This is a genomic window from Caulobacter sp. FV1ye13L, assembly GCF_058681155.1.
The window spans coordinates 2,560,661-2,573,091 of record NZ_CM178732.1 but is presented as its reverse complement, the minus strand read 5'-3'; the positions used below and the strand labels follow the sequence as shown (position 1 = coordinate 2,573,091).

Here is a 12,431-nt window from a genome sequence, read left to right as displayed (position 1 = left end):
CATGAGCCTTTCCCTTCGCCGCGCCACGCTTGAAGACGCCGACACGGTCTCCAGCCTGGGCGCCTGCACCTTCATCCAGACCTTCGACTATCTGTATCCGCCGGCGGATCTGGAGACCTTCATCGCCTATGCCTACGGGCTGGAGCGCACCCGGAGCGATCTGGCGCATCCCGACAAGGCCACCTGGCTGCTGGAGGATGACGGCGAGGCGATCGGCTACGCCCTGGCCGGTCCCTGCGACCTGCCGCATGACGACGTGCAACCGGGCGATGGCGAGCTGAAGCGCATCTATGTGCTGAAAGACCACCAGGGCGGCGGCAAGGGCTCCATGCTGATGAACGCGGCGCTGGAGTGGCTGGAGAAGGATGGCCCCCGCCCCCTGTGGATCGGCGTGTGGTCCGAGAATTTCGGCGCGCAGCGGCTTTATGAGCGGCTGGGGTTCGCCAAGGTCGGCGAGTACTTTTTCCCGGTCGGCGAAATCAGGGATCTGGAGTTCATTCTGCGGCGGGGTTGAGCGGTTCGGGCGTTGCGTCCCGTTTAAGAACCCTCCACACTCCGAACATCTGTTCGAAAGCCCGCGCCGATGTTCCTTCGCTTCTTCTCCGAGCTCCGCCAGGCCAAGGTGCCGGTGTCCTTGCGCGAGTACCTGATGCTCATGGAGGCCCTGGACAAGGACGTCATCGACCGTTCGGTCGAGGACTTCTATTTCCTGTCCCGCGCCAGCCTGGTGAAGGACGAGAAGAACCTCGACAAGTTCGACCGGGTGTTCAGCCACGTCTTCAAGGGCCTGGAGACCGTCAGTGACGGCCTTGCCGCCGACATCCCGGAAGAGTGGCTCAAGGCCCTGACCGAGAAGTTCCTGACCGACGAGGAAAAGGCGGCGATCGAGGCCATGGGCGGCTTCGAGAAGCTGATGGAGATGCTGCAGGAGCGCCTCAAGGAACAGAAAAAGCGCCACGAGGGCGGCAATAAGATGATCGGCACCGGGGGAACGAGTCCGTTTGGCGCCAACGGCTACAATCCCGAAGGCGTCCGCATCGGCCAGGACAAGAGCCGCCACGGCAAGGCCGTGAAGGTCTGGGACAAGCGCGAATACAAGAACCTCGATGACTCGGTCGAACTGGGCACCCGCAACATCAAGGTGGCCCTGCGCCGCCTGCGCAAGTTCGCCCGCGAAGGCGCCGCCGAGGAGCTGGACCTGAACGGCACCATCCGCGGCACGGCGGAAAAGGGCTATCTGGACATCCAGCTGCGCCCCGAGCGGCGCAACAAGATCAAGGTGCTGCTGTTCTTCGACATCGGCGGCTCGATGGACGGCCATATCAAGCTCTGCGAGGAGCTGTTCAGCGCCGCCAAGACCGAGTTCAAGAACCTGGAATTCTACTATTTCCACAACTGCCTCTACGAGGCCGTGTGGAAGGACAATCGCCGCCGGCAGGTGGAGAAGATCCCGACCTGGGATGTGCTCCACAAGTTCCCCAGCGATTACAAGGTGATCTTCATCGGCGACGCGACGATGAGCCCCTATGAAATCACCTATCCGGGCGGCAGTGTCGAACACTGGAACGAAGAGCCCGGCGCGATCTGGATGGAGCGCGTGGCCGACATCTATCAGAGCTGCGTCTGGCTCAACCCGACGCCCGAGCGGCATTGGGACTACACCCAGTCGATCGGGGTGATGAAGACCCTGATGAACGACCGGATGTTCCCCCTGACGATCGAGGGCCTGGACAAGGCGATGCGGGAACTGGTGCGGGGGTAGGCTGATCCTCCCCCTCCGGGGGAGGTGGCCCGGAGGGCCGGAGGGGGCCAGCACGGCCGATTTCCAGCTAGCCCCCTCAGTCGCTCCGCGACAGCTCCCCCAGAGGGGGAGCAGCTACAGTTTCGCGACCTCGCGCGGAAACCGCCGAGTTGATGGAAAGGGTCGCGGAGCGTCCGGACGACGTCCGGATGAGTGAGTAGAAAATACCGTTTCGACGAAGCCGTCCGCTCCGCGTGGTCGTTATCCGTCAGCGTCCCAGCGGGTGGCCCAGTTGGGGCCTTACCGGGACCCGGAAGCTTCGGTTTCCCGAAGTCCCGAAGGTCGGGGGGCGTGGGGCCAATTCTGACCAACACTCGCCTTGATCCCCATCCACGCCGACGGCGGGCGGGTCCTGCAACGCCAGGAGCCCCGGACACGCTTCAGTATCCCCCTGAAGCCCAGTCCCGCTCGATCACCCCCCGCCGCCGCAATGGTCGCTGGCCTTGCGCCCTTTCCTCGCGACGAGGTGAATACAGAATACGGCAGGTTTTAAGGGGGCTGCGTCGATTGTCTGGGCGCCCGTGGCGCCTGCGCAAGAGCGTGACGCTCAACAACGCCCGTCATCCCGGGACGTGTTCCCAAGACCCATGGGTCGGCCGCACGGTCCGTGGATCATAGACCCCTTACGGTGCAACGGAACGATGGGTCCCGGAAACACGTCCCGGGATGACGGGGACTGTATGGGGCGGCTCGTGATGCTCCCTCTTCAGGGGGACGACCTGGAGCTTTGATCCTCGTGCCCATCCGGGGATGGCGCGCAGTTTGTCCCCGAACTCCGGGTCTCTCCCAGAACGCGAAGTCCGCCGCGCACAGCCGCGCCAAACAAGCGGTGCCGCCCGTACTTCATCAGCCTTCGGCCGATCTTGACGCTTGCGCCAAATTCAAACGCCCGTAAGACTTCCCCACGGGTAAAGGGGAATTGTAGTGAGTCCGACCACCGACGCCGCCGTCTCGCCGCTTCTGACTGAAGGGGTGGCCGAGGCCGCCGAGACCGAAGCCGCGACCAAGAATCTGGTGTTCGTCGCCGCCGAGCGGTTGTTTGCGCTGCATGGCTTCCAGAACGTGTCGGTGCGCGACATCACCGCAGCCGCTGGCGTCAACCTGGCCTCAGTGAACTATCATTTCGGCTCCAAGGACGCCCTGCTGTTCGAGATTTTCCGCCGCCGCACGACGGAACTGAACCGCGAACGCGCCCGCATGCTGCACGAGGCCAATGACCGCAACGCCGGCAAGCCGCCCGTGCGCGAGGTGCTGGCTGCGCTGCTGACCCCGCCCCTGCGCTGGCTGGCCCCCGACCACGAGCGCCGCATCTCGCTGCAGTTCCTGATCCGCGCCCGCAGCGAGGGCACCGACCAGATCCGCCAGATCCTGAAGACCGACGTCTCGCATCTGCGCCGCTTCTCCGACGCCCTGCTGGCGGCCCGCCCTACCCTGTCGCCGGAAGACGTCTACTGGCGCCTGCACTTCACCCTGGGCATGCTGCACAACAACCGCTTCGCCGAGTTCGATCGCCTGAACGTGCTGTCGGAAGGCGCCACCAGCGAGGGCGACGTGGAGGCCCTGCTGGCGCGGATGCTGGCCTTCGCCGAGGCGGGCTTCGCGGCCTGATACCTGCGCGATCTGGCGCCGCCTGACGGAACGAAGCGACCCGGCCGGGGTTAGGCTCGGCAATGGCGAGACTCAGAATCCTGCACGAGACGCGGTATGACTATGATCACCCGGTCCGTTTCGGCACGCACCGGCTGCTGATCCGCCCGCGCGACAGCCATGCCCTGCGCATCGTCGAGGCCTCGCTCTATGTCACCCCGCCCGGCCCCACCCGCTGGACCTATGACGCCAACGGCAACTGCGTGTGCCTGTTCAACCCGCGCGGAGAGTCGATCTCGCTGAGCATCATCAGTGAACTGATTATCGATCGTTTCCCCGCCCCGCTGTCGCCGCTGCGGATCGACAATCCCCATACCCTGACGCCGATCGTCTATGACCGCGAAGACCGCGCCACCCTGGCCCCGTTCATGGCGCAGGTCACCGACGATCCCGACGCCATACTTCTCAAGTGGCTGCGCGGCCTGCGCGGACGCCTGGACGAGCCGGCGCTGGATTTCCTGCTGCGGGTCAATTCGGTCATCCATCAGCAGTTCGACTACACCACCCGCTACGAGCAGGGCGTCCAGAGCCCGCTGGAGACCCTGGCCAGCGGCAAGGGCGCCTGCCGAGACCTGGCCTGGCTGATGGTCGAGGGCATGCGCCGGCTGGGCTATGCGGCGCTGTTCGCCACCGGCTACCTCTATTCGCCCAGCGCCGGGGCCGTGCGCGGCGCGGGCGCGACCCATGCCTGGTGCGAGCTGTTCCTGCCCGACCTCGGCTGGGTGGAGTTCGACCCCACCAATGGCCTGGCCGAGTCGCCGGACCTTATCCGCGTGGCCACCACCCGCACCCCGGCCCAGGCCCTGCCCGTCTCAGGAGCCATTCTGGGCGACCCCGGCGAGGCTCGACTTCACGTCTCCGTGGATGTCGCCTTGGTCGACACCGTTTTCGAGCCCGCGTGATAAAATGAGCGGTCGATCGGGAGTGAGAGCCATGACCAATGGGTTCCAGCACCAAGACCCCATGACCAATTACAGCGTGCCCAAGTCCGAGCCCAAGGCCCAGCATGGCCGCAAGCCTGATGAGGAAGCCTTGAAGCTCAAGGAACGACGGACATTCGAGCCCAGACCGGGCCACTGACGGCGAACGGCGTTCTTCGAGGTTTTGACAATCCGCCTGCCGTCGCGCTTACTACCCTGGGATGAAATTCGCTTGGGGGCGCGCAAGCATGGGCGAGACCAGAGATCCAAGGGTCGTTTTCGCGATCGGCCTGGCGCGCGTCCTGCTGTCGATCCTCGTCGTCTATGCGTTCCTCGCCACCCTGATGACGGCCTCGGCCCAGCAGTCGATCTCGGCCGGGCTGAAGGATGTGGCCAACGAAGACGGCAAGCCCGTCACCTATAGCCAGGCCTATCTGGCCTACAAGAAATCCGCCGAGCTGAAAAAGGCCCGCGACCAGGCCTGGCGCGAGCACGACGCCGAACGCAAGGCGATGGAGAAGGCCCGGTCCCTGAGGATCGGCCTTGAGCCGGCGATCTCGAGCGAGTCCGACGCCTTTTTCAGCTTTCGCGACCGCCTGAGGGCCCAGGCCCTGTGCGAGTTCAGCCCCAACGCCAGCAAGCTCCAGGACTGGGAGACGGTTCAGAGCTGCGAGCTCAGGCCCCGCGACCAGAAGATATGGGACTCGCTGGTCGCGCGCTCACCCAACTTCAAGCAGGTGATGGAGAACGCCTCGCGCGCCGATACGGCCTTCTACGAGGCCAGGAACAGTGTCGACCGCTCCAAGGAAGCCCTCGACGAGGCCGACAAGCAGGGGCAGTGGGCCCTGCAGGTGGGCCGAAAGTTCGGCGACTTCGATCTTCTGCGCGGCTCCTGGATGGCGGCGGGCGGGCTGTTCGAGGGCTTTCCGCCGGCCACCCTGCAGATCCTGCTGGCCTTCATGTCGGGCGCCTTCGGGGCGCTGCTGATCGCCCAGATCCTGATCGTCTATCCCGAGAATCAGCTGGGCCTGACCAAGGGCGAGGGTTTCGAGGCGCGCATCGGGCTGGGCGGCATGGTCGCGGTCTGCGTCTACATCATCCTGGGCAGTGGTGCTGTGCTGCTGGGCGACGCCTCCTCGCTGGAGGGCGACGCCAATGTCATGACCTTTGCGGGCGTGGGTGTCCTGGCGGGCATGTTCTCCGACCGGGTCGCCGCATGGCTGTCCGAGCGCGCCAACTTCTTCTTCGAAGCGCGCCGCAAGCCTGGTGAGGACGGCGGTGATGGCGACGGGCCCGCCGACGACAAGCCTCGGCCGCCCGGCAAAACGCCCCCTGGGGCGCCAGAAAAGCGGGCGCGAACCTAATTTCACATTTCGTCGGTGTGTAGGGCCTGTACAGGCGTCACACTGTTCAGCATACCGTTAACGGCACGCTGGGGGACGCGAGCGCGAGGGAACGTTCGGATCGATGCGGGTTGGGGTCATCATAAGGGGCGCGCTGGTTGCGGCCGGGCTGGGGGTTGTCGCTACGACCGCCACTGCCCTGTCGACCCATGCGCCGGCGCCCTATGACGCAACCCTGACCCTGGCCGGCGGCGACGCCGCCGCCATCGATCCGGACGCTCCGATCGCCACCGCCCGCTATGGCGATGCGCCACGCGGCGCGCCCGCCGCGCCCGCCTCAACCCTTGCCCCCTCGCCCGTCGATCTGGCCGGAGCGGTCGCGCCCCTGGCCGGCGGCCCAGCTTCTGTCCCCGCTCCCAAGCCCTTGCTGGTCGCCCAGACCCAGCCCGCGATCGAAGCCGGCGCCGGAGCCAAGACCCCGCCCGCGATCCAGACTCTCGCAGAGCCCCGCAAGCGCTCTGCGCCGACCGCCGTGACCGTCGCCGAAACGCAGCCGTCAGCCTTGGGCCTTGTCCGCGCTTCGACACGCCGCATTCCGGTGGTCAAGGTCGAGGATATCGACATCCAGCCCTTCGGCTCGCTCGACGCGCCTTCGACAACCCAGCGCCTGTCGGTCAACGCCTCGGCCCTGATGGGCAAGATGAGCGGCGTGGCCCAGGATCCACGAAGGGGCCGTTGGGTGCTGTTCGCCGCCAGTTCGGGCCAGGCCCTGAGCTGGAACATGATCCGCAGTTCTGTCGAAGGATGGCGCGGCTCCGGCTGGTCGCAGGACCGTTTGACGCGCTTTGGCACCCATCAGCTCGGCGTAGGCTGGCGCAAGGGCGGCAAGCAACTGTCGCTCAGCGCCACCCGTCGCAAGCTGCAGGCCCAAGCCTATTCAGACCGCGACATGGTCTATGGCGTGACCCTGTCGATCAAGCCCAAGCGCTAGGTCTTGCGGCGACGTGCGCCGCGCGAGTGGCCGGCGGTCATCGGATCGGGCTTTTTCGGCGGGACCCAGCCCTCGGGCGGCGCATAGACCTGCTGGTCCGTGCCCAGGCCCATCCTTCCCGGAACCTGTCGCTGGAAGTACGAGGCCTGGGGCGCGTCCTCGACACCGCGCACGAGGTTACCCCGCCGCAGGTCCTCGATCTGGTCGCGCAACTTGCCCGCCGTCTCGAAATCCTGAGCGGCGACGGCGGCTTCCATCTGTTGTTTCAGATCGTCGAGATGGGTGTTGGACATGGCAGGCTCCATGATTTCCAACATGGAACGCGCGACGCGGCGAAAAGGCTAGAGCGTTTTCGAGCGAAGTGGATCCCGGTTCGCGTGAAGAAAATGCGCCAAAACAAAGATCTAGAGCTCCGGACTGACGCAGTCAGGACGGAAAATGCTCTAGGCCCGCGCCGCTGCGATGCGGGCCCGGGCGATTTCGTCGGCCACCAGGTTGGCGGGGCGCTTTTCGGCGATCGACTGGTCGATGACCTCGCCCAGGGTCTGGGCCAGGCGGTCCAGCTTGGTCGCCACCCACTGGCCGTCGAACGACCCATTGGCCTCGAGGGCGCGGATCTCGGCGGCCACATTGATGATGCCGCCGCCGTTGATGACATAGTCGGGGGCGTAGAGGATGCCGCGGTCAAACACCGTCTGGCCGATCATGGCGTCGGCCAGCTGGTTGTTGGCGCCGCCGGCGATCACCTTGACCTTCAGGCGCGGCAGGGTCGCGGCCGAGATCGCGCCGCCCAGGGCGCAGGGGGCGAAGACGTCGGCCTCGACGTCGAAGATGGCGTCGGTCGGTACGATGGTAGCGCCGGTCTTGGCGGCCACCTCTTGCAGGGCCGTCTGGTTGACGTCGGCGATGATCAGCACCGCGCCGGCCGCGTGCAGCTTTTCGGCCAGATAGGCGCCGACATGGCCGACGCCCTGGATCGCGACGCGCACGCCCGTCAGGTCGCGCTGCAAGGCCTTCTCGACGCACAGCCGCACGCCGCGGAACACGCCCTCGGCGGTGACCGGCGACGGATCGCCCGAGGCGGCCGCATGGCCTTCCAGGCCGGCGACATAGCGGGTGGTCTTGCGGGTGCTCTCCAGATCGGACGGCGAGACCCCGACATCCTCGGCGGTCCAGTACCGGCCGTTCAGGCTGTCGACCGCGCGGCCGAAGGCTTCGAACAGTTCGGGAGTCTTCTGGCTGCGGCTGTCGCCGAGGATCACGGCCTTGCCGCCGCCGAAGTCGAGGTCGGCCATGGCGTTCTTGTACGACATGCCGCGCGACAGGCGCAGGGCGTCGGTCAGGGCGGCCTGGCTGCTGGTGTAGTCCCACATCCGGCAGCCGCCGGCGGCGGGGCCCCGGGCGGTGGAATGGATGGCGATGATAGACTTCAGACCGGTTTTTTCGTCGAAGAAGGCGTGGACGCCTTCATGTCCCTCGAAATCGGGGGAATCGAACAAGGTCATGCCGCAGGTCTCGCCTCAGACAGAAGAATGCGCCGGGGTGTACGCTCCCCGGCGCGCGCTCACAACCCCGAAGACTTGCCCGAAGACTTGGCGGCGCCCTTGAAGGGCTTGGGCGCCATGGCCTCCATGACCTTGACGCTGTCCGGGATCGGCGGCGCGCCCGAGGGCCAGGGCGCGGCGGGGTCGTTCAGGAAGCTGACCGCATCACGCCAGACGGTCGGGGCCTGCCGGTCGACCAGCAGCAGATGCCAGCCCTTTTCGTAGCAGGCCGTGCGGTCGGAAGGCTTCAGTCTGGCCGCCGCCTCGGCCGTCGGCGCCTTGGGGATGATCTTGTCATTGACCCCATAGAACCAGGCCGTCGGAACCGTGATCCTGTCGGTCGAGCGCCAGGCCTTCTCCATCAGGCCGACCAGGCCATAGACGGTGTCGGACCGCGCGCCCCAGATCATCAGCGGGTCTTTGCCCATGCGCCGCAGCTCGTCGAGATTGTCGCTGGGCATCACCTTGCGCACCAGCCAGTCGGGCGGCTCGACCACCCATCCGCCGACCATGTGGGCGGTGACCCACAGGCTGGCGCGATTGGGCATGGGCTGTTCGGACCAGCCCCAGACGGCGGGGGCGAACAGCAGCAGGCGATCCACGACGGGCGGATCGGGATCGGTCATGGCGGTGATGGCCAGCGCCCCGCCCATGCTGATCCCGGCCAGGGCGATCCTGGCGCCCGGATGCCGCTCGCGGACCAAGGCCACGCAGGTGCGCACATCCTCGATGACGATCCCGACCGGCGCCCAGACGCCGCGCTCGGGCGAGCGGCCAAAGCCACGCACATCGAAGGCGTAGGTGGCGATCCCCTGCCCGGCCCACCCGTCGGCGGCCAGGTGATAGGCGTTGGAATAGTCGTTCATGCCGTGCAGGCCGACGATCACCCACTCCGGTTCTCCGGTCGGTAGCCAAGTCCTCAGGCCCAGCCGCGCGCCGTCGAAACTGACGAAATCCTCGCCCTCCAAGCGCGGCCCGCGAAAGCCCAGCGGCCCCAGGTCCAGCCTCTGGGTCAGGGGCGCGCAGCCGCTCAGGGCGGCGGCGGACGCGGTGAGGATCAGGCTACGGCGGTTCATGCCCCCAGAATGCCCGCCACGCGCTGGCGAAGATAGGGCGTGACCTCGTTCTCGAACCACGGATTGCGCTTGAGCCAGGCGGTGTTGCGCCACGACGGATGCGGCATGGGCAGGACCTTGGGGCCGAAGGTCCGCCAGGCGGCGACGGTGTCGGTCATGGTCTTGCCCACCCGGTCGCCCAGCGCCCAGGCCTGGGAATAGCTGCCGACCAGCAGGGTCAGTTCGACGTTCGGAAGTTGCTCCAGCAACTGCGGCCGCCACATCGCCGCGCAGCGCGGCGGCGGCGGATAGTCGCCACCCTTGGGATTGGTCCCCGGAAAGCAGAAGGCCATGGCCGCGACACCGATCTCGGGCCGGCCATAGAAGGTCTCGCGATCGATCCCCATCCACTGGCGCAGGCGCACGCCGGACGGGTCGTTGAACGGCAGGCCGGTCTCGTGGACCAGCCGTCCCGGCGCCTGGCCGGCGATCAGGATGCGGGTCTCCTCGCGCACCCGCGTCACAGGCCGGGGCGTGTGCGGCAGATAGGGCGCGCAGGCCCGGCAGGCGGCGATGTCGGAGAGAAGCGCGTCGAGCATGGCTGTGGACTTGGGGATGGGCAGCGGTTTTCCAAGCGCCGAAGCACCGTCGTCCCGGGCGTAGCGCAGCGAAGACCCGGGACCGCGATAAGCTCTCAGCTTCCGGCGGTCCCGGCTTAGCGCGTTACGCCCCCGGCTCAAGGCCGGGGCGGGATGACAACCGTAGGATCAGCCGCCCAGGAAGCCCCGTTCCTTGGCGATCACCGTTTCGAACGACGGTCGGGCCAGGATGCCGTCGGCCCAGGCCTTGGCCTTGGGCCACTTGGCGAAGTCAAAGCCCGCATGCATCAGGTTGGCGAAGGGGCTGGCCACGGCGATGTCGGCCAGGGTCAGGCGGTCCTCGATCAGGAAGCCGCTCTCGGGAGCGATCTTCTCCAGATAGTCCATCACCGGCGGCATCTCTTCGGTCGTGGCCTTTTCGACCGCCGCCAGATCAGCTTCGACACCCATGAACCGAGGGCCGACCACCAGGTTGAAAAAGATCTTGCCGGCCGCACCGACGAAGATGCTGTCGGCGAACTCCTCGAACCAGATCGTCCGGGCGCGCGCCCTGGGCTCAAGCGGGATCAGGTTGGGCTCGGGATAGGCCGCCTCCAGATAGGTGACGATGGCGCTGGAGTCGGAGATCCGGAAGTCACCGTCCTGAAAGCCCGGAATCTTCTTGAACGGGCTGATCTCCAGAAACTCGGGATCGGGCGAGCCGGGCCGGGCGACCTTGTTTTCGAAGGTCAGGCCCTTCTCGGTGGCGAAGGCCATGGTCTTGCGCACGAACGGCGACAGCGACGAGCCGTGAATCAGCATCGGTAAACTCCCCTAGTGTTGGGGCTCATAGTTCATCGATTGAGTTTCGTTTCAAGACTTAGTCGACAGGGATCAGATATCGTCGTCCGCGTCGTCATCCGGAGCGACGGTCTCGAAGCTGGTCGGATCGCCCGGCAGCCGGGTGCGCAGGCGATAGACGCCGCGGAATTTCTCGGGATCGACCGGCTTGTTGTGGCGCAGGATCACGATGGTTCCGGCGCGCGCCAGTTCGATGGCGTTGTTGCGCACATGGCCCAGGATCTGCTGCCAGCGCTCGGGCTGCACCGCCTTGGCGACGCTCATGGGGTCGATGGACTTTCCCTCCGGCAGGCCTGCCAGCTGGGAAAGGATGGTCTCTTGGATCGGGGTCGTCATGGGCCGCTCCATGCCACGGATCGCCGCCTTACGCGAGGGACGGCTTGCGCGTCTTTCGACACGGCTCTAGCTCAGGCCGGTTGATTTGAGGGGACGAGCACATGGATGGCGGCAATGACGCGCCCGGCGGGCCGCGACTGGTCGAGAGCGGCGAGTGGGCCGGCTGGCGCACCTGGTCGGGTCTGGATCCGTTCGAGGACCAGTCCGGACCCTTCTATTTCAGGGAAGATGAGACCGGCCTGGTGACCACCGCCTTCAAGGCCGAGACCCGCCACATGAACGGCGGCGGCTTCATGCACGGCGGCTGCATGCTGACCTTCGCCGACTTTTCGCTGTTCGCGATCTCGTGGCGGGCGCTGGCCGGCCAGCACGCCGTGACCGTCAGCCTGAACGGCGAGTTCATGGGCCCGGCCCGGCCGGGCGACCTAGTGACGGCGACCGGCGAAGTGACCAAGGCCGGCGGCTCGCTGCTGTTCGTGCGCGGGCTGGTCTCGACGGGCAGTTCGCCGATGCTGAACTTTTCCGGCGTGATCAAGAAGATCCGGTCGCGGTAGGTACTGGGTAGCTGCTCCCCCTCAGGGGGAGCTGTCGCGGAGCGACTGAGGGGGCTAATGGGGCCTGAGCCGAGCTAGCCCCCTCCGGCCCTCTGGGCCACCTCCCCCAGAGGGGGAGGATCTACCTTGACCCGCTAAACCCCAGCCTTGGCCGCCGGCCTCTGCATCATCTGCTCAAGCCACCGCCCGACATTGACCAGCTCGGCGTCCGGCCGGAACTTGACCATCCGGGCAAAATCGATCCCCGTGACCGCCAGGATGTCGGCGATGGTCACCCGATCGGCGGCGATGAATTCGCTCTCGGCCAGGCGGCGGTCGAACACCTTCAGCGCCCGCTCGGCGGCCTTGCGGTTGGTCTCGGCGATTTCGGGCACCTGAGTTTCAATGGCCGCCAGGGCGGGATGGCCATGCCGCACGGCCATCATCAGCGGGGTCGAGAGCAGCATCTCCGCGCGGCGCGTCCACATCTCGATGATCGCGGTCTCAAGCGGATCGCGCCCGAACAGGTTCGGCTCGGGATAAACGCTTTCCAGATAGCGGCAGATGGCCACCGACTCGGTGATCGTCGTGTGCTCGTCGATCTCAAGCGCCGGCACATTGGGCAGGCCCGCCTTGGCGAGATAGTCGGGCGTTCGATGCTGGCCGCCGAAGATGTCGATGTCGACGATCTCGACGTCCTCGATGCCCTTCTCGGCCATGAACCAGCGCACGCGACGCGGATTGGGGGCGCGGCGGCTGTCATAGAGCTTCATGGTGAGATCCTCCCGTTTTGACAGGAGGATGAGCGGGTTTCGTGGGGGA

General features: G+C 66.4%; 15 protein-coding genes. 8 read left to right on the top strand and 7 right to left on the bottom strand.

What is annotated here, in order from left to right; translation table 11 throughout:
• The first annotated feature begins 1 nt into the window (after position 1).
• The 7 genes from ACW176_RS12395 (at position 2) to ACW176_RS12365 (ending at position 6,702) form a co-directional block, all read left to right on the top strand.
• Entirely contained in the window at positions 2-514 is a 513-nt protein-coding gene (locus ACW176_RS12395; RefSeq protein ID WP_492109347.1) for a GNAT family N-acetyltransferase, read from the top strand.
• A gap of 69 nt (positions 515-583) precedes the next feature.
• Complete coding sequence (locus ACW176_RS12390) at positions 584-1,762, top strand: vWA domain-containing protein (RefSeq protein WP_492109346.1); 1,179 nt, start codon at positions 584-586, stop codon at positions 1,760-1,762.
• Positions 1,763-2,725: 963 nt separating this feature from the next.
• Positions 2,726-3,409 carry a TetR/AcrR family transcriptional regulator gene (locus ACW176_RS12385; RefSeq protein ID WP_419317598.1) on the top strand — a complete coding sequence of 228 codons (684 nt, stop codon included), beginning with the start codon at positions 2,726-2,728 and terminating at the stop codon, positions 3,407-3,409.
• 62 nt (positions 3,410-3,471) lie between these two features.
• Complete coding sequence (locus ACW176_RS12380) at positions 3,472-4,350, top strand: transglutaminase family protein (protein ID WP_492109345.1); 879 nt, start codon at positions 3,472-3,474, stop codon at positions 4,348-4,350.
• A 31-nt stretch (positions 4,351-4,381) separates the two neighbouring features.
• Positions 4,382-4,528 (top strand): hypothetical protein, encoded by a 147-nt coding sequence (locus ACW176_RS12375; RefSeq protein ID WP_419254835.1) that lies wholly within the window; start codon positions 4,382-4,384, stop codon positions 4,526-4,528.
• A gap of 88 nt (positions 4,529-4,616) precedes the next feature.
• A complete protein-coding gene (locus ACW176_RS12370; RefSeq protein WP_492109344.1) occupies positions 4,617-5,732 on the top strand; it encodes a hypothetical protein in 1,116 nt (371 codons plus the stop codon).
• A gap of 103 nt (positions 5,733-5,835) precedes the next feature.
• Positions 5,836-6,702: a hypothetical protein gene (locus tag ACW176_RS12365; protein WP_492109343.1), complete on the top strand. Its 867-nt coding sequence runs from the start codon at positions 5,836-5,838 to the stop codon at positions 6,700-6,702.
• Here ACW176_RS12365 and ACW176_RS12360 read toward each other — a convergent pair.
• The 6 genes from ACW176_RS12360 to ACW176_RS12335 form a co-directional block, all read right to left on the bottom strand.
• Entirely contained in the window at positions 6,699-6,995 is a 297-nt protein-coding gene (locus ACW176_RS12360) for a UvrB/UvrC motif-containing protein (protein ID WP_492057740.1), read from the bottom strand. The genes ACW176_RS12365 and ACW176_RS12360 overlap by 4 nt on opposite strands.
• Before the next feature lie 150 nt (positions 6,996-7,145).
• A complete protein-coding gene (locus tag ACW176_RS12355) occupies positions 7,146-8,207 on the bottom strand; it encodes a Leu/Phe/Val dehydrogenase (protein WP_492109342.1) in 1,062 nt (353 codons plus the stop codon).
• A gap of 59 nt (positions 8,208-8,266) precedes the next feature.
• The gene (locus tag ACW176_RS12350) at positions 8,267-9,322 is read right to left on the bottom strand and encodes an alpha/beta hydrolase (protein ID WP_492109341.1); all 1,056 of its coding nucleotides are present in this window, start codon (positions 9,320-9,322) and stop codon (positions 8,267-8,269) included.
• The gene (locus ACW176_RS12345) at positions 9,319-9,900 is read right to left on the bottom strand and encodes a uracil-DNA glycosylase family protein (RefSeq protein ID WP_492109340.1); all 582 of its coding nucleotides are present in this window, start codon (positions 9,898-9,900) and stop codon (positions 9,319-9,321) included. Before ACW176_RS12345 ends, ACW176_RS12350 begins: the two co-directional genes overlap by 4 nt.
• Positions 9,901-10,068: 168 nt before the next feature.
• A complete protein-coding gene (locus ACW176_RS12340) occupies positions 10,069-10,701 on the bottom strand; it encodes a glutathione S-transferase family protein (RefSeq protein ID WP_492109339.1) in 633 nt (210 codons plus the stop codon).
• 72 nt (positions 10,702-10,773) lie between these two features.
• On the bottom strand, positions 10,774-11,076 hold the full coding sequence (locus ACW176_RS12335) for a DUF3253 domain-containing protein (RefSeq protein ID WP_492109338.1): 303 nt from the start codon (positions 11,074-11,076) through the stop codon (positions 10,774-10,776).
• Between the two features lie 101 nt (positions 11,077-11,177).
• Between ACW176_RS12335 and ACW176_RS12330 the strand changes: the two genes are divergently transcribed.
• A complete protein-coding gene (locus ACW176_RS12330; RefSeq protein ID WP_492109337.1) occupies positions 11,178-11,630 on the top strand; it encodes a PaaI family thioesterase in 453 nt (150 codons plus the stop codon).
• Positions 11,631-11,764: 134 nt separating this feature from the next.
• On the opposite strand, the gene ACW176_RS12325 is transcribed toward ACW176_RS12330, so the two are convergent.
• Positions 11,765-12,382, bottom strand: coding sequence for a glutathione S-transferase family protein (locus ACW176_RS12325; protein ID WP_492109336.1), 618 nt, complete (start codon positions 12,380-12,382; stop codon positions 11,765-11,767).
• Between the last annotated feature and the right edge of the window lie 49 nt (positions 12,383-12,431).